The following is a 16,327-nucleotide window of genomic DNA, read 5'->3' as shown; positions in this document are numbered from 1 at the left end:
TCAGACCGGCCGGCGCCGGGCGCCGCCGCGACTGCCGGCGGAGAAGGAGCGCGCCCCCTGCCCGGCGCCCACCTGCCGCTTCGGCGCGGGCGCCGCGTCGGGCGCCTCGGCCGGAGCCTGCTGGCCGTAGTAGTTGCGGTCGTGCCGGCCGGGGGTGTCCTTGGCCGCCCGCACGCGGCGGCCGTCGTCGTGCGGGTGGTCGTGCGGGTGGTCGTGGTCGTGCGGGTGGTCGTGGGTGTGCCCGCCGTGGGTGTGCGACCCGTGCGAGTGGGTGTGGCCGAGGGACTCGGGCACCGTCGCGTTCGGGTCGACCAGCCGCGGCAGCGCCTCGCGGGAGCGCTGCACGTCGCGCTCGTACTTGGCGACGACGGACACGGTGTCGGCCAGCACCTCGGCCGACAGCTCGCCGACGCCGAGGACGGCGAGGGTGCGCGCCCAGTCGATGGTCTCGGAGATGCTCGGGGCCTTGCGCAGGTCCAGCCCGCGCAGCCCGCGCACGATCTCGACCAGCCGGCGGGCGGCGGCGTCGTCGAGGCCGGTGCGCTTGGACCGCAGGATCTCCAGCTCCCGCTCGGCGTCGGGGTACTCGAGGAACAGGTGCAGGCAGCGTCGCTTGAGGGCGGCGGAGAGGTCGCGGGTGTTGTTCGAGGTCAGGACGACGTAGGGCGGCTGCCGCGCGACGAAGGTGCCGATCTCGGGCACCGACACCTGGTACTCGGCGAGCATCTCCAGCAGCACCGCCTCCAGCGCCTCGTCGGCGCGGTCGACCTCGTCGACCAGCAGCACCACCGGCTCCTCCGAGCGCACCGCCTCCAGCAGCGGCCGGGCGGCGAGGAAGCGCTCGGTGAAGAAGGCGCTGTCGGCGTCGGCGATCCGCTGCACCGCCGCCTCGAGGGTGTCGGCGTCGCCGAGCAGTGCGGCGGTCTTCTCCCGCAGGATCTGGGTGTAGAGCAGCTGCTTGCCGTAGTCCCACTCGTAGAGGGCCTTGGTCTCGTCCTGGCCCTCGTAGCACTGCAGGCGCAGCAGCCGGCGGCCGGTGACGGCGGCGAGCGTCTTGGCCAGCTCGGTCTTGCCGACGCCGGCCGGTCCCTCCAGCAGCAGCGGCTTGGCCAGCCGGGACATGACGAACGTCGTCGTGGCCAGCCGCCGGTCGGTGACGTAGCCCTGCGCGGCGAAGGCGCGGGCGACGTCGTCGGGGTCGTCGAAGTCGTTCGGCGCGCGGTCGGCGGGGACGGGCTGGACGCTCAACGGGGCTCCTGAGGGCGGGCTGGGTGGGTGCGGTGACGGAAGGGGCGGGGCGACGCGCGTCGCCCCGCCCCCGGGAGTCGGTCAGGACAGCAGGTCGTCGAGGTCGCCGGTCATGCAGTGCTCCACCACGGGCCGGACCGTCTCGAAGGTGCACTCCTTGGCGTTGCCGGGGGTGCACGCGTCGCCGAGGACGTGGTGGGTGATCCGGTCGACGTCCTTGTCGTCGCCGACGATCGTCGGGGCGTTCTCGTAGAACCGGGTCGGGCCGACGCCCAGCCGGTTCTTCGAGTAGCTGTCCTGGGTGACGTCGACGAACCGCTCGGGGATGCCCACGTCGCGCAGCAGCCGGATGGCCGCGGCCAGGGCGGCGTCGGCGGCCTGCACGTCGGTCATCCCGTGGGTGTCCACGCCCATGGCCTGCGCGATGTCGGCGAACCGCCGGTACTGGGTGGGCATGTTGAACGCCCACACGCGGGGCAGCGCGATCGCGTTGTTCAGGCCGTGGTGGGTGTCGTAGAACGCGCTCACCGCGTGGCTGATCGAGTGGATGATCCCCAGGCCGCCGGAGTTGAACGCCTGCGCGGCGATGTACTGGGCGTACATCATCCCCTGCCGGCCGCCGAGGTCCTGGCCGTTCCACACCGCCTGCCGCAGGTGCTGGTTGGTCAGCCGGATCGCGTAGAGGGCGTTGCCCAGCGACGGCGGGAAGTCCAGCCGCGACACGTAGGGCTCGCTGGCGTGGGCCAGGACGTCGAAGCCGCACTGGGCCGTGTAGTCGATCGGGCAGTCGAAGTAGAGGACCGGGTCGTCGATGGCCAGCGTGGCCAGGCAGTGGTCGTCGAAGGCGACGTACTTGTGCGGGTTCTCCGGGTCGGTGGTCGTGTCGGTGATGACGTAGGCCCAGCTGGTCTCCGACCCGGTGCCGGCCGTCGTGGAGACGGCGATGTGCGGCGGGTTCTTCGGGTTCTCCGACTGGTTGAAGCCCTCGAACTCGTTGACGCTGCGGCCGTCGTGGGCCACCGAGATCCGCGCGCCCTTGCACGCGTCGTGGCTGGAGCCGCCCCCGATGGAGACGAAGCTGTCGCACTCGTTCTCCTGGTACATCGCCACGGCGTCCATGACGTTGTAGTCCTTGGGGTTGGACTCGACCCGGTCGTAGACCACGACCTCCAGGCCGTGGTAACGCAGGGAGCCGGCGATCTTCTCCACGACGTCGGTACCGCGCAGGCCCGAGGTCATGACCAGCGTCTTCCGGAACCCGAGCTTCAGCGCCTCGGGGCCGATGATCTCGTGCGCCCCGGGCCCCATCAGCGCCCGGGGGAACGGGTGGAACTCCTTGATGGGGAAGGGCTTGAGGAGTTCTTCGACCTTCATCGAGGGGTCCTTCCAGGCGGGGCGGGGCGGTCCGGCCGGACGCTAGGACCGGCGTCCCGGCCCGCGGGATCCCCGCGGGCCGGGAACCGTCCGTCCGGAGGAGCAGGTCCGGCCACCCGGCCAGGGCGCCCTGCCCGACCGGCCAGGGCCGTCGGCCCCTGCGGCAGGGCCCCGGGCTGTCCGGCGAGATCGCCGATCTCGCACGCCCGCGGGCCCGGAGGCGGCGAGATCGCCGATCTCGTCCGGCTCCGGAGGTGACGGGATCGCCGGGCCCGCCGGGTGAGGGGTGAGCACCGGCGGCATGCTGCGGGGGTGACCACCGCGCGCACCACCTACGACGTCGCCGCCGTCCGTGCCGACTTCCCCGCCCTGCGCGCCGGCGCCGCCCACTTCGACGGTCCCGGCGGCTCCCAGGTGCCGCGGCAGGTCGCCGAGGCGGTGGCCGCCACGCTCACCGCCCCGATCGCCAACCGCGGGCAGGTGACCGCGGCCGAGCGGCACGCCGACGCCGTCGTGCACGCCGCCCGCGCCGCGGTGGCCGACCTGGTCGCGGGCGACCCGGGCGGCGTCGTCTTCGGCCGGTCGATGACCCAGCTGACCTACGACCTCTCCCGCACGCTGGCCGCCGGCTGGGGCCCCGGCGACGAGGTCGTGGTGACCCGACTCGACCACGACGCCAACGTCCGGCCCTGGGTGCAGGCCGCGACGGCGCGGGGCGCCACCGTCCGCTGGGCCGACCTCGACCCCGACACCGGCGAGCTCACGGCGGAGGCGCTGGCGGCGGTGCTGTCCGACCGCACCCGGCTGGTCGCGCTTCCCGGCGCCTCCAACCTCATCGGCACCCGCCCCGACGTCGCCGCGCTGACCGCGCTGGCGCACCGGGCCGGCGCGCTCGCCTACGTCGACGGCGTGCACCTCACCGCGCACGCGCCGGTCGACGTCGCCGCGCTCGGCGCCGACCTCTACGCCTGCTCTCCGTACAAGTTCCTCGGCCCGCACCTCGGCTGCGCCGTCGCCGCGCCGTCGCTGCTGGAGACGCTGCACCCGGACAAGCTGCTGCCCTCCACCGACGCCGTCCCCGAGCGGTTCGAGCTGGGCACGCTGCCCTACGAGCTGCTGGCCGGCACCACCGCCGCCGTCGACTACCTCGCCGGGCTGGGTGGGGACGACGGCGACCGACGCGGCCGGCTGGTCGCGGGCCTGACCGCCGTCGAGGCGCACGAGGACCGGCTGCGCGAGCGGGTCGAGGAGGGCGTCGCGGAGCTGCCCGGCGTGACGTCGTGGTCGCGGGCCGCCCACCGCACGCCCACGCTGCTGTACACCTTCGCCGACCGCCCGGCCGCCGAGGTGTCGCGCGCGCTGGCGCAGCGGGGCGTCAACGCGCCCGCGGGCAGCTTCTACGCCATCGAGGTCTCCCGGCGGCTCGGGCTCGGGGACACCGGCGGGCTGCGCGTGGGCCTGGCGCCCTACAGCGACGACGACGACGTCGACCGGCTGCTCGACGGCCTGCGCGCGGCGCTGGCCCAGGCATAGGAGGCGATCCGCACGTCGGCGGCGCGCGGACGTGCGGAGAGCTTCCGATGCCTCCTGTCAGCGCAGGCCGGGGAAGCCCTCGGCGAGCTGGCCGAACGCGGTCCGCAGCGCCTCGGCCAGCGACGGGACGTCGCCGGACAGCCAGGCCTCGAAGGCCGTCGTCGCCGCGGCGCGGGTGGCCGTGGCCACCAGCCGCGGCACCAGCGACGTCGGGGACTGCCCGCAGCGCCGCGCCACGTAGCCGGCCACCACCCGGTCGACGTCGGCGTAGCGCAGCTGCGAGTGGGCCTGCAGCGCCGGCTCGGTGAGGATCAGCCGCATCCGCTGGCGCAGCACCGGCAGGTCGCCCGGGGCGTAGTCGTTGGCCTCGACGTAGGCGGCGAGGACGGCGGTCAGTACCGGGACGTCCTCGCCGGACCGGTCCAGCAGCGTCGCCAGCCGGTCGACGTGCCCGTCGAAGTCGCCCCACACCGCGTCGGCCTTGCCGCCCACCGTGCGGAAGAACGTGCGCCGGCTGGTGCCCGCGGCCGCGGCGATCTCCTCGATCGTGACCTGTTCGAAGCCGGCGGCGGTGAACAGCTCGAGCGCGGCCTGCTCGATGCGGGCGCGGGTGTCCTCGCGGGGGTCCTCGCGGGGGACGCCGCGGTCGGACTCGCGCAGCACGCTCACCGGCCCATCTTCACCCGTGGCGCCCCGGTCGCCGTCCGAGGGTGTGCCGTGGCTCACCCCCTCGGTTGCCCGTGGCACCCGGTGCCCCTACCGTCCTCGGCATCCCCCGCTCCCCCTGATCCGGAGGTCGGCATGCCCGAGACGCCCGCCCAGACCGAGGCCCAGACCGTTCCCCAGGACGGGGCCGCGCCCGCCGTCGCCGAGGAGGCGCTGGTCGAGGAGTCCCTCGTCGAGGAGGTCTCCATCGACGGCATGTGCGGCGTCTACTGAGCCTGCGGTCGTGACCCCCGCCGCTCCGGCCGCGAGCGTCTTCGACCCGGGGCTGCCGTGGCGGCGCGCCCGGTCGGTGGCGCTGCGGCCGGAGCCGTTCGGGGCGCTGGTCTACCACTTCGGCAACCGGAAGCTGTCGTTCCTGAAGTCGAGGACGCTGGTCACCGTCGTGGAGACGCTGGCCGACCACCCCAGTGCCGACGCCGCCCTGGTCGCGTGCGGCGTCCCCGAGGCCCAGCGGCCGGCCTACGTCAAGGCGCTGGCCGACCTCGCCCGCTCGAGCATGATCGAACCCCGGGAGCTGACCTGATGACCGCCGTCGTCCCCGACCGGCCCGTGGGTGGCCGCCTGGTCGACCAGTTCGAGTACGGCCTCGACGCCCCGATCTGCCTGACCTGGGAGCTCACCTACGCCTGCAACCTGGCGTGCGTGCACTGCCTGTCCTCCTCGGGCCGGCGCGACCCGCGCGAGCTGTCCACCGCCGAGGCCGAGGCGGTCATCGACGAGCTGCAGCGCATGCAGGTCTTCTACGTCAACGTCGGCGGCGGTGAGCCCACCGTCCGGCCGGACTTCTGGCACCTGCTCGACTACGCGATCGGCCACGACGTCGGCGTCAAGTTCTCCACCAACGGCGTCAAGCTCGACCGGGCGCGCGCGCAGCAGCTGGCGGCCACCGACTACGTCGACGTCCAGATCTCCCTCGACGGCGCCACCGCCGAGGTCAACGACCGCGTCCGGGGCACCGGCTCGTTCGCCACCGCCACCAAGGCGCTGGAGAACCTCGCCGAGGCGGGGATGCGCGACTTCAAGGTGTCCGTCGTCGTGACCCGGGAGAACGTGTCCCAGCTCGACGCGTTCCGGGAGCTCACCGACCGCTACGGCGCCCAGCTGCGGATCACCCGGCTGCGCCCCTCGGGCCGCGGCGCCGACGTCTGGGACCAGCTGCACCCCACGCAGGCCCAGCAGCGCGAGCTCTACGCCTGGCTGCTGGCCAACGGCGAGCGCGTCCTCACCGGCGACTCGTTCTTCCACCTGTCGGCCTACGGCGAGGCCCTGCCCGGGCTGAACCTGTGCGGCGCCGGGCGGGTCGTGTGCCTGATCGACCCGGTCGGCGACGTCTACGCCTGCCCGTTCGCCATCCACGAGCAGTTCCTCGCCGGCAACGTGCGCGGCGAGGGCGGCTTCCAGCGGGTCTGGCAGCAGAGCGAGCTGTTCGCCGAGCTGCGCAGCCCGCAGACCGGCGGCGCCTGCACGAAGTGCGCGCACTTCGACGCCTGCCGTGGCGGCTGCATGGCGGCGAAGTTCTTCACCGGCCTGCCGCTGGACGGCCCGGACCCGGAGTGCGTGCAGGGGTACGGCGAGTCGGCGCTGGCCGCGCGCGAGGCGGACCTGGTGACCCCGCGCAGCTCCCTCGACCACTCCCACACCGGCCCGGTGCGCGGTCAGCCCACGCTGCTCGGCATGCCCGCGATCCCGGCCAAGCCGTGCGACGAGTCGCCGCTGGCCGGCCTCCAGCCCCGCTGAGGCCCGTCAGCGGGTCGGCGCCACCGCCGCGGGACCCGGACCGTCGGGCAGCAGCGCGGGGGCGAGGTCGGCGAGGGTCATGGTGAGCAGCAGGGCCACGAGCACGGCGACGGTCAGCACGGGATACCTCCTGGGTGTGTCGTGTCCCCAGCCTCGCCGTCGACCCTGACCGACGGCAGGACACCGGCTGGGAGTCGGCTGGACGCCGGCCGGGCGCTCTGACCAGGGCGTTGCCGAACGTCGCCCTCCTCCCTAGGTTGAGACCTGCGTCACCTGGCACGGTCCCTCGACCCGGGAGTCCGGATGGGCAAGCTCGACGGCAAGGTCGCGTTCATCACCGGCGCCGCGCGCGGGCAGGGCCGCAGTCACGCGGTCCGTCTCGCCCAGGAGGGCGCCGACGTCGTCGCGGTGGACATCTGTGCCGACGTGCCCACCGTCGGCTACCCCATGGCCACCGAGGAGGACCTGGCCGAGACCGTCCGCCAGGTCGAGGCGCTCGACCGGCGGATCGTCGCCCGGGTGGCCGACGTGCGCGACACCGCCGCGCTGGAGTCGGCCGTCGGCGAGGGGGTCGCCGAGCTCGGCCGGCTCGACATCGTGCTGGCCAACGCCGGCATCGCCAGCTTCGCGCCGGTGGAGGACCTCACCGACGAGATGTGGGACCAGATGATCGGCATCAACCTCACCGGCGTCTTCCGCACGGTGCGGGCCGCGGTGCCGCACCTGCGGGCGCACGGGCAGGGCGGGGCGATCGTCATCACCAGCTCGACGGCCGGCATCAAGGGCCTGGCCAACCTCGCGCACTACGTCGCCGCGAAGCACGGCGTCGTCGGCCTGGTGAAGACGCTGGCCAACGAGCTGGCCCCCGACATGATCCGGGTCAACTCGGTGCACCCGACCTCGGTGAGCACCGACATGATCCACAACCGCGAGACCTACGGGAACTTCGTCCCGGACAAGCCCCCGGACGAGGTCACCCGCGACGACGTCGCGCCGATGTTCCAGGGGCTCAACGCGCTGCCGATCCCGTGGGTCGACGCGGTCGACATCAGCAACGCGATCCTGTGGCTGGTCAGCGACGACGCCCGCTACGTCACCGGCGTGCAGCTCCCGGTCGACGCGGGGTCGGTCATCAAGTAGTCGAGCAGCGCCGGGACAGGAGGACACCGTGGCCGGACGCGTCGAGGGCAAGGTCGCCTTCATCACCGGGGCCGCCCGCAGCCAGGGCCGCAGCCACGCGCTGCGGCTGGCACAGGAGGGCGCCGACGTCATCGCCGTCGACCTCTGCGGGCCGGTCGAGACGGTCACCATGTACCCGCCGGCCACCGAGGAGGACCTCGCCGAGACGGTGCGGCAGGTCGAGGCCCTCGACCGGCGGATCGTCGCGACCAAGGCCGACGTCCGCGACCCGGCGGCGCTGCGCGCGGCGGTCGACGACGGTGTCGCGCAGCTGGGCCGGCTCGACATCGTGCTGGCCAACGCGGGCGTGTTCGAGGTGGCGCCCGCGCTGGAGCTCACCGACCGGGCCTGGCAGGAGATGATCGACATCAACCTGACCGGCGTCTGGAACACCTGCCGGGTCGCGCTGCCGCACCTGGTCGACGGCGGCGGCGGGTCGATCGTGATCACCAGCTCGACCGCCGGCCTCAAGGGCACGCCGAACACGATCCACTACACGGCGGCCAAGCACGGCGTCATCGGCATCATGCGGACGCTGGCCAACGAGTTCGGCAAGCAGTCGATCCGGGTCAACACCGTGCACCCGACCGGCGTCGACACCGTGATGATCCAGAACGAGCGGACCTGGGGCCTGTTCACGCCGGACGACCCCAACCCGACCCGGGAGAAGTTCGCCGAGCTGTTCGAGACGCTGCACCCGCTGCCGGTGCCCTACATCGACCCGGTGGACATCTCCAACGCGATCCTCTTCCTCGTCTCCGACGAGGCGCGCTACGTCACCGGCGTGACGCTGCCGGTCGACGCCGGCTACACCGTGCGCTGAGCCGGGCCGCCGGTCAGGACAGTCCCGACAGCAGCGCGGCCAGCAGCCGCTCGAAGGAGGCCTCGGGGTCCCCGGCCTGGGTCACCCCGGCCAGCTCCAGGCTGACCGCGCCGTGCACGGCCGACCAGATGACCTGGGCGGTCTCGGCCGGGTCGTCCCGGCGCAGGACACCGGCGTCCATCGCCCGCGACACCTCGCCGACGAGCACGCCGAAGGCGGCCGCGGCGTGCTCGTCGAGCTCCGTGGTGGAGGCGGCCGCGCGCGCGTCGGAGGGCACGGCGGTGCCGAACATCGCCTCGTAGTGCTCCCGGTTGCCCAGGGCGAACCGCCGGTAGCGCCGCCCGCAGCCGGCCAGCCGGTCCTGCGGTGCGTCGGCGTCGTCCCCGCGGACGCTGGCGGCCAGCGCGTCGAACCCGCGGACCAGGACGGCGGCCACCAGGCCGTACTTGTTGCCGAAGCGGTTGTAGACGCCCATCGGTGCCACGCCGGCCTCGGTGGCGACCGCCCGGACGGTCAGCCCCGCGGTCCCGTCGCGCACCAGCACCCGCTCGGCCGCGTCGACCAGCGCGCCCTGCACGTCGCGGCTCGGCGTCCGCTGCCCCGTCTCGGTCATGCCGTCATCCTCCCTTGCGGCTTGTAGAACATCGTTCTACTGTTCTGGAACATCGTTCTACGAGAGGAGGGCCCCGTGGTGGTCCGATCCCCGGCCGAGGCCACCCGCCGGTGGTGGGTGCTGGCCGTGCTGTGCCTGTCGGTGCTCCTGGTCAGCGTCGACAACACGATCGTCAACGTGGCCCTGCCGACGCTCGCGGCGGAGCTGTCGGCCGACACCAGCGGCCTGCAGTGGGTCGTGGACGGCTACACGCTGGTCTTCGCCGCGCTGCTGCTCCTGGGCGGGCACCTCGGTGACCGGTTCGGCCGGCTGCGCGTCCTGCAGGTGGGCCTGGTGCTGTTCGGGGTGACCTCCCTGCTCGCGGCGCTGGCCGGCACCACCGGGCAGCTCGTCGCCGCCCGCGCCGCCATGGGCGCCGCGGCCGCCCTCGTCTTCCCGGCCACCCTGGCGCTGCTCGTCGTCGCCTTCCCCGACCGGCGCGAGCGGGCGACGGCGATCGGCGTCTGGTCGGCGGTCACCGGGCTGTCGGTCGCGATCGGCCCGGTCAGCGGCGGGCTGCTCCTCGAGCACTTCGCGTGGGGCTCGGTGTTCCTCGTCAACCTGCCGCTCGTGGCGCTGGCCCTGGTCGCCGGCCGCGTGCTGCTGCGCGAGTCCCGCTCCGCCGAGCACGGCCGGTTCGACGTCGGCGGGGTGCTCGGCTCCGTCGCGGGCGTCGGCCTGCTGGTGTGGACGACGATCGAGGCGCCCGGCCACGGCTGGACCGCGCCGCTCACCCTCGCCGGCTACGCCGCCGCGGCCCTGCTGCTGGCCGGCTTCGTCCGGTGGGAGCTGCGCCGTCCCGACCCGCTGCTCGACGTCCGGCTGTTCACCGACCGCCGGGTGTCGGCGGCGAGCGTGGCGATCGCGCTGGCGTTCTTCGCGCTCTTCGGCTTCATCTTCCTGATCACCCAGTACCTGCAGGCGGTGCTCGGCTACGGGACGCTCGCCGCCGGCGTGGCGACGCTGCCCTTCGCGACGGTCATCGCCGTGACCAGCCCGGTGGCGGTGCTCCTGGTGCGGCGCGTGGGCACGGCGGTCGTCGTCACGGCGGGGCTGCTGGTCATGGCCGCGGGCTTCGCCGTCGCCGCGGGCGCCGCGGTGGACTCGGCGTACTGGGGCCGGATCGTCGTCTCCATGGTCCTCATGGCCGCCGGGCTCGGCCTGGTCACCAGCCCGGCGACCGAGACGGTCATGGGCGCCCTGCGCGCGGGGCAGGCCGGTGCCGGCTCGGCGGTCAACGACACCGTCCGCGAGCTGGGCGGCACCCTCGGCGTCGCCGTCGTGGGGTCGGTGACGAGCACCGTCTACGCACCGGCGGTGCGCGACGGGCTGGCAGGGCTGCCGGCCGCGGTGCGCGACGCGGCCACGGACTCGGTGGTGGCCGGCCTCGCCGCCGCCTCCCGGCTGCCCGACGGGGTGGCGGCCGCCGAGGTCGTCCGCCGGTCCTTCGTCGACGGGCTGTCTGCGGGGTCGTGGGTGTGCGCCGCGGCCTGCGTGGCCGGGGCGCTGGTGGCCGCGGTGTGGCTCCCGGCCCGGCGCCCGGCGGCCGTGCCGGTGCCCGAGCCGGTCCCGGCGGCGTGAGGCCGGGTGCGGCGGCCGTCCGGCCGCCGCACCCCGGCGCCGTCTCTAGAGGTCGACCTTCTGGTGCTCGCCGGTGTCGGGCTGCGACCCGGTGGCCTTGGCCTTCACGAAGCTGAACGCGGTGGCCAGCCGGTTGCCGGGGCTGTCCCAGTACTCGGCGGAGTCGGCGTCGACCTTCACCAGCACCACCGACGGGTCCTCCGGTCCCTGGGGCAGCCACGCCTCGACGCCGCTGTTCCACAGCTCCCGCTTCTTCGCGACGTCGTCGACGACGAGCGCGCGCCCGGTCAGCGACACCCAGCTGCCGCCCGAGCCGACCCCGACGTTGACCTGCGGGGAGACCGCGACGTGGCCCAGCCAGGGCGCGTGCGCCTCGGCGAAGAACCACAGGTCACCGTCGAACTCGACCTCCTGCAGCGACATCGGGCGGCTGGTGAGCTTGCCCTCCGGCGTCGTGGTGGTGAGGAAGCCGAACCTCTGCCCCGTGAGCAGCTCGGCGACCTTGCGGGTGGGGTCCGTCGTGTCATCGCTCATGTCCCTGCCCTTCCCCGGATCGGCCGCCTGACACCGCCGGTGGGGCCGGTGACACACCGCGGTGCCGGAATGCGCGGCCGCGGGGCCGTCTTGCCCTCCTCCGTGACGACGATCCAGGACCGGCCGGCGACCGCACCGCCCCCGACGACCGACCGGCCCGGGACGGCGCGCACCGCCCTGACCCTGGGCGCCTTCGTGGCGCTCGGCCCGCTGACCGTCGACACCTACCTCCCGGCCCTCCCCGCCGTCGCCGAGGACCTGCAGACGTCGCCGGCCACCGTGCAGCTCACGCTCACCGGCACCCTGGTCGGCCTCGCGCTCGGCCAGCTCGTCCTCGGCCCGCTGTCCGACGCCGTCGGTCGCAAGCGGCCGCTGCTGGCCGGCACGGCGCTGCACGTCGTCGCCTCGCTGCTGGTGCTGGTCGCACCGTCGATCGCCGTGCTGGGGGCGCTGCGCTTCCTGCAGGGCGTGGGGACGGCGGCCGGCGCGGTGATCGCCCTCGCCGTCGTGCGCGACCTGTTCGAGGGGCGCGCCGCGGCCACCATGCTGTCGCGGCTGTTCCTCGTCCTCGGCGCAGCGCCCGTGCTCGCCCCCACCATCGGCGGCGAGATCCTGCGCTTCACCTCCTGGCGCGGGGTCTTCCTGCTGCTCGCCGGTTACGGCCTGGCGCTGGTCGTCGTCGGCCGGTACGCGGTGCGGGAGACGCTGCCGCCGCAGCGGCGGCACAGCACCGGCGTCGCCGGCACGCTGCGCGACTACCGGGCGCTGCTGGGCGACCGCGTCTACGTCGGGCTGGTGGTGGTGGCCGGGCTGACCATGGCGAGCCTGTTCAGCTACGTGTCGGGCTCCTCGTTCGTCTTCCAGGAGCAGTTCGGCCTCGACGAACAGCAGTTCGGCCTGCTGTTCGGCGCCGGCGCCTTCTGGCTGATCGCCGCCACCCAGCTCAACCCGGTCGTGCTGCGGTGGACCTCGCCCGCGCAGGTGCTCGTCGCCGGCACCGTCGTCGGTGCGCTGGCCGGTGCGGTGCTCGTGGTGCTCGCCGGCACCGGCACCGGCGGCCTGTGGGCGGTCGCGCTGCCGCTGTGGGCGGTGCTCTTCGCCGCCGGGCTGGCGCTGCCCAACGCCCCCGCGCTGGCGCTGTCGCGGCACGGCGAGGCGGCCGGCACCGCGGCCGCGCTGCTCGGCGCGGTGCAGTTCGGGGTGGGCGCGGCGGTGGCGCCGCTGGTCGGCCTGCTGGGCAACGACGCGGTCGCCATGGGCGCCGTCGTGGTCGCCGCCCTGGTGCTGGCCCTCGCGGTGCTGGCGGCCGTCGTCCGCCCGTGGCAGCTGCCCGACCCGGTCGAGGTCCCCTAGGCTCCGGCGGTGCCCGACCTGGCCGGCGCCGTCTGGCCGGAGCTCCCCGACCGGCCCCTGCTGGTGGTGCCGCTGGGCTCGGTCGAGCAGCACGGCCACCACCTCCCGCTGACCACGGACACCGCCGTCGCCACCGCGGTGGTCGCCGCCGCCGACCTCGGCGCGGCACTGGTGGCACCCGCCCTCCCGTACGGCGCCAGTGGCGAGCACGAGGGCTTCCCCGGCACCGTGTCCCTCGGCACCGAGGCACTGACCGCCGTGCTGGTCGAGTACGGCCGGTCGGCGTGCCGCTGGGCCGGGCGGCTGCTGGTCGTCAACGGCCACGGCGGCAACCTCGACGCCCTGCGCCGGGCGGTCCCGCTGCTGCGCACCGAGGGCCGCGACGCCGCCTGGTTCCCCTGCGCCGTCCCGGACGGGGACGCGCACGCCGGCCGCACCGAGACCGCGCTGCTGTTGCACGTGGAACCGGCCGCGGTGCGCACCGACCGCGCCGTCGCCGGCGTGACGACGCCGGTGGGCGAGCTGCTGCCGCGGCTGCGCGCGGAGGGCGTGCGCGGCGTCAGCCCCACCGGCGTGCTCGGCGATCCCGCCGGCGCCACCGCGGCGGAGGGGGCGCGGCTGCTCGGCGACCTCGCCGCCCGGCTGACGGCGGCCGTGGCCGGATGGGACGTCGGCGGGGACGGGCGGCTGCGCGGCTGACGCGCTGCGCGCACCCGTCGCGGGCGCGGGAGCGCGCGCGGCACGATCATGGCGGGACGGGGCCGGGGACGGCGGGCCCGCCGAGCGAGGAGGTCGGGATGGCGCAGCGGCAGGCCCTGGACGACGGGACCGGCGCGCCGGGGACGCGCGTCGCCGTCGAGACCAACGGCATCAACGTCATCGCCGAGGAGGAGCGCCGCGGCCGCCCGCGGCAGCTGTTCTGGCCGTGGTTCGGCGCCAACGTCAGCGTGCTGGGCCTGGCCTACGGCTCGTTCCTGCTCGGCTTCGGCATCTCCGCGGCGCAGGCGCTGGTGGCCGGCGTCGTCGGCATCGTCGTGTCCTTCCTGCTGTGCGGGCTGGTCGCGATCGCCGGCAAGCGCGGCTCGGCCCCCACGCTGGTGCTCAGCCGCGCCGCGTTCGGCGTGCACGGCAACCGGGTCCCCGCGGCGCTGTCGTGGGTGCTCACCGTCGGCTGGGAGACGGTGCTGGTCAGCCTGGCCACGCTGGCCACCGCCACGGTCTTCGGCCAGCTCGGCTGGAGCGGCGGGACGGCCACGCAGGTCGTGGCGCTGCTCGTCGTCGCCGCGCTGGTCGTGGCCGGCGGCGTCCTCGGTTTCGACGCGATCATCAAGATGCAGGCGGTCATCACCGTGGTCAGCGGCGTGCTGACCGTCGTCTACCTGGTCCTGGTGGCCGACTCCGTCGACTGGTCGGCGGTCACCGGCATCCCGGGAGGCTCGACGGCGGCCGTCGTCGGCGCGCTCGTCCTGGCCATGACCGGGTACGGCTTCGGCTGGGTGAACGCGGCCGCCGACTACTCCCGCTACCTGCCGCGCACGGCGTCGACGGGTGGCGTCGTGGCCTGGACGACGTTCGGCGGCGCGCTGGCGCCGGTCGTGCTGCTCGGCACCGGGCTGCTGCTGGCGGCGTCGGACCCAGAGCTGTCGGCGGCCATCGGTGCGGACCCGATCGGGGCACTCGGGTCGATCCTGCCCACCTGGTTCCTCGTGCCGTTCGTCGTCGTCGCGGTGCTCGGCCTGGTCGGCGGCGCGCTGCTGGACATCTACTCGTCGGGGCTGTCGCTGCTGGCCGCCGGGGTGCGGGTGCCCCGGCCGGTGGCCGCGTCGATCGACGGCGCGCTGATGGTGCTGGGCGCGGTCTGGGTGGTCTTCGTCGCCACCGGCGGCTTCTTCTTCCAGTTCCAGGGGTTCCTGATCACGCTGGGCGTGCCGATCGCCGCCTGGTGCGGCGTGTTCCTCGGCGACCTCGCGCTGCGCCGCCGGCCCTACGCCGAGGCCGACCTCTACGACCCGCGCGGCCGCTACGGTGCCGCCCCCGCGGTGCCGCTGGTGCTGCTGGTGGCCGGGACCCTGCTCGGCTGGGGGCTGGTCACCAACACCTACGCCGGCTGGCTGGACTGGCAGGGCTACCTGCTCGGGCCGCTGGGGCTCGGCGGCCGGGAGGGCGACTGGGCCTTCGCCAACCTCGGCGTGCTGGCCGCCTTCCTCGTCGGGCTGCTGGGCACCCTGGCGCTGCGCCGCGGGGCGGTGCGGGCGCAGGAGGCCGCCCGGGTCTAGCCGGGAGCCGTCCGGAGGATCTCGCTCGCCCCGGCACCTGTCCGTGGAGGCGGCCCCGGGGACACCGCTGTCGACGAGCGACGTGCAGATCCGCGCACGTCCCGGCCCTGCGACTGCGCCCTCGGCGCACACCGTCCCGGCGCTGGCAGGTCTGCGACGCCGGTGACGTCCACGGGGCGTTCCCGCGGGGACGTCTGCGTACCGAGGGGCCGTCGAGCGGGCCGCTCGGGAGGCACCTGCGGCAACTGCCGCTCCCGTGATCCCCGGGCCGGCCCTCAGGACCTCAGCGCAGCGTCTCGGCGAACAGCGGGACGGCCTGCTCGAGCGCGTACTCCGTCCCGAGCACCGAGCCGCTGGAGAAGGCGCTCACCAGCGTCTGGTCCTCCAGGACCACGGCGTTGCCCTGCTGCACCGAGCCCAGCGTCTGCCACAGCGGGTTCGAGGTGATCTGCGCCGGGTCGACGAAGATCGGGAAGACGACGGTCAGCGGCGCGTCCAGCAGCGACACCTGCTCCTCCGACACCGGCACGAAGAAGCTCTCGGTCGCCAGGTCCTGGATCGCCGGCCGGTTCACGAAGCCCAGCGCCTCCATGAAGTCGACGCGGGTGTCGCCGCGGACGTAGGCGCCGAAGCCCTCGGAGGTGTACGCGCCGACGGCGACCTCGGTGCCGTCGAACTCCGGGTGCGCGGCGGCGGCATCGGCGAAGGCCTGCTCGAGGTCGCCGCGCAGCTGCTCGGCCTCGTCCGTGCGGCCCAGCGCGCGGCCGACGAGGTCCAGCTGCTGCTGCCAGGTGGTCTGGTAGGCGCCCACGCCCTCGGGCGCGCCCACGACCGGGGCGATCGCGCTGAGGGAGTCGTAGCGCTCCTGCGTGCCGTCGGAGCGGGTGTCCAGGATGAGGTCGGGCTCCAGTGCCGCGATCGCCTCGAGGCTGGGCTCGAGCGTCTCGATGATCTCCGGCGCCTCGTCGTAGCGTCCCTGCGCCCACGGTCCGACGCCCTCGCCGCCGAAGCCGAGCCAGTCGCTGGCCCCGACCGGCTGCACGCCCAGCGCCAGCGCCGTCTCCGCGTCGGACCAGCCCAGCGCCACGACGCGCTGCGGCTCCTCCTCGATCTCGGTGTCGCCGAACGCGGTGCTCACGGTGACCGGGAACTCGCCGCTCCCGCCGCCGGAGGAGGCCGTCGACCCCGCCTCGCTGCCGCCGTCGTCGGAGCCGCACGCGGTCAGCGACGCGGCGGCGGTGAGGGCGGCCGCCAGCAGGACGGCGCGGCGGGGCAGGGGGTGGGACATCGGGGCTCCTCGGGTGCGGCTGG

16 protein-coding genes are annotated in these 16,327 nt (G+C 74.7%); 10 read left to right on the top strand and 6 right to left on the bottom strand.

Going from position 1 to position 16,327, the window contains the following annotated elements:
• Together CHC04_RS05100 and mdo are read right to left on the bottom strand one after the other, a co-directional pair.
• Positions 1–1,248 carry an AAA family ATPase gene (locus CHC04_RS05100; protein WP_217897183.1) on the bottom strand — a complete coding sequence of 416 codons (1,248 nt, stop codon included), beginning with the start codon at positions 1,246–1,248 and terminating at the stop codon, positions 1–3.
• Between the two features lie 81 nt (positions 1,249–1,329).
• Positions 1,330–2,622 carry an NDMA-dependent methanol dehydrogenase gene (gene mdo, locus CHC04_RS05095; RefSeq protein ID WP_089402829.1) on the bottom strand — a complete coding sequence of 431 codons (1,293 nt, stop codon included), beginning with the start codon at positions 2,620–2,622 and terminating at the stop codon, positions 1,330–1,332.
• A gap of 312 nt (positions 2,623–2,934) precedes the next feature.
• Here mdo and CHC04_RS05090 point away from each other — a divergent pair, with 312 nt between their 5' ends.
• Positions 2,935–4,155 carry a cysteine desulfurase-like protein gene (locus tag CHC04_RS05090; protein WP_089402828.1) on the top strand — a complete coding sequence of 407 codons (1,221 nt, stop codon included), beginning with the start codon at positions 2,935–2,937 and terminating at the stop codon, positions 4,153–4,155.
• Positions 4,156–4,212: 57 nt separating this feature from the next.
• Here CHC04_RS05090 and mftR read toward each other — a convergent pair whose 3' ends face one another.
• The gene (gene mftR, locus CHC04_RS05085; RefSeq protein WP_245816997.1) at positions 4,213–4,824 is read right to left on the bottom strand and encodes a mycofactocin system transcriptional regulator; all 612 of its coding nucleotides are present in this window, start codon (positions 4,822–4,824) and stop codon (positions 4,213–4,215) included.
• Positions 4,825–4,956: 132 nt separating this feature from the next.
• Here mftR and mftA point away from each other — a divergent pair, with 132 nt between their 5' ends.
• From mftA to CHC04_RS05065, 5 genes are all read left to right on the top strand, one after another.
• Complete coding sequence (gene mftA / locus CHC04_RS23400; RefSeq protein WP_141233688.1) at positions 4,957–5,094, top strand: mycofactocin precursor MftA; 138 nt, start codon at positions 4,957–4,959, stop codon at positions 5,092–5,094.
• A gap of 10 nt (positions 5,095–5,104) precedes the next feature.
• Positions 5,105–5,404: a mycofactocin biosynthesis chaperone MftB gene (mftB, locus tag CHC04_RS23395; RefSeq protein WP_141233687.1), complete on the top strand. Its 300-nt coding sequence runs from the start codon at positions 5,105–5,107 to the stop codon at positions 5,402–5,404.
• Positions 5,404–6,618, top strand: a complete 1,215-nt coding sequence (gene mftC / locus CHC04_RS05075; protein ID WP_089402826.1) for a mycofactocin radical SAM maturase — start codon at positions 5,404–5,406, stop codon at positions 6,616–6,618. Before mftB ends, mftC begins: the two co-directional genes overlap by 1 nt.
• A gap of 303 nt (positions 6,619–6,921) precedes the next feature.
• Positions 6,922–7,758, top strand: coding sequence for a mycofactocin-coupled SDR family oxidoreductase (locus CHC04_RS05070; RefSeq protein ID WP_089402825.1), 837 nt, complete (start codon positions 6,922–6,924; stop codon positions 7,756–7,758).
• Between the two features lie 28 nt (positions 7,759–7,786).
• A complete protein-coding gene (locus CHC04_RS05065; protein WP_089402824.1) occupies positions 7,787–8,620 on the top strand; it encodes a mycofactocin-coupled SDR family oxidoreductase in 834 nt (277 codons plus the stop codon).
• A 13-nt stretch (positions 8,621–8,633) separates the two neighbouring features.
• Here the strand turns inward: CHC04_RS05065 and CHC04_RS05060 are convergent, their stop codons facing one another.
• Positions 8,634–9,233, bottom strand: a complete 600-nt coding sequence (locus CHC04_RS05060; protein WP_089402823.1) for a TetR/AcrR family transcriptional regulator — start codon at positions 9,231–9,233, stop codon at positions 8,634–8,636.
• A 75-nt stretch (positions 9,234–9,308) separates the two neighbouring features.
• Here CHC04_RS05060 and CHC04_RS05055 point away from each other — a divergent pair, with 75 nt between their 5' ends.
• Positions 9,309–10,853 (top strand): MFS transporter, encoded by a 1,545-nt coding sequence (locus CHC04_RS05055; RefSeq protein WP_089402822.1) that lies wholly within the window; start codon positions 9,309–9,311, stop codon positions 10,851–10,853.
• A gap of 45 nt (positions 10,854–10,898) precedes the next feature.
• On the opposite strand, the gene CHC04_RS05050 is transcribed toward CHC04_RS05055, so the two are convergent.
• Positions 10,899–11,387, bottom strand: coding sequence for a pyridoxamine 5'-phosphate oxidase family protein (locus CHC04_RS05050; RefSeq protein WP_089402821.1), 489 nt, complete (start codon positions 11,385–11,387; stop codon positions 10,899–10,901).
• Between the two features lie 102 nt (positions 11,388–11,489).
• Here CHC04_RS05050 and CHC04_RS05045 point away from each other — a divergent pair, with 102 nt between their 5' ends.
• The 3 genes from CHC04_RS05045 (at position 11,490) to CHC04_RS05035 (ending at position 15,016) form a co-directional block, all read left to right on the top strand.
• Positions 11,490–12,740 (top strand): multidrug effflux MFS transporter, encoded by a 1,251-nt coding sequence (locus tag CHC04_RS05045; protein ID WP_245816996.1) that lies wholly within the window; start codon positions 11,490–11,492, stop codon positions 12,738–12,740.
• 9 nt (positions 12,741–12,749) lie between these two features.
• Positions 12,750–13,439: a mycofactocin biosynthesis peptidyl-dipeptidase MftE gene (mftE, locus tag CHC04_RS05040; protein ID WP_089402819.1), complete on the top strand. Its 690-nt coding sequence runs from the start codon at positions 12,750–12,752 to the stop codon at positions 13,437–13,439.
• Positions 13,440–13,537: 98 nt separating this feature from the next.
• A complete protein-coding gene (locus CHC04_RS05035) occupies positions 13,538–15,016 on the top strand; it encodes a purine-cytosine permease family protein (RefSeq protein ID WP_089402818.1) in 1,479 nt (492 codons plus the stop codon).
• A 283-nt stretch (positions 15,017–15,299) separates the two neighbouring features.
• Here the strand turns inward: CHC04_RS05035 and CHC04_RS05030 are convergent, their stop codons facing one another.
• A complete protein-coding gene (locus CHC04_RS05030) occupies positions 15,300–16,304 on the bottom strand; it encodes an iron-siderophore ABC transporter substrate-binding protein (RefSeq protein ID WP_089402817.1) in 1,005 nt (334 codons plus the stop codon).
• Positions 16,305–16,327 lie beyond the last annotated feature (23 nt).

Origin of the sequence: Geodermatophilus saharensis (genome assembly GCF_900188205.1) — a bacterium.
Lineage (GTDB): Bacteria > Actinomycetota > Actinomycetes > Mycobacteriales > Geodermatophilaceae > Geodermatophilus > Geodermatophilus saharensis.
This window is presented reverse-complemented; position numbering and strand designations above follow the sequence as displayed.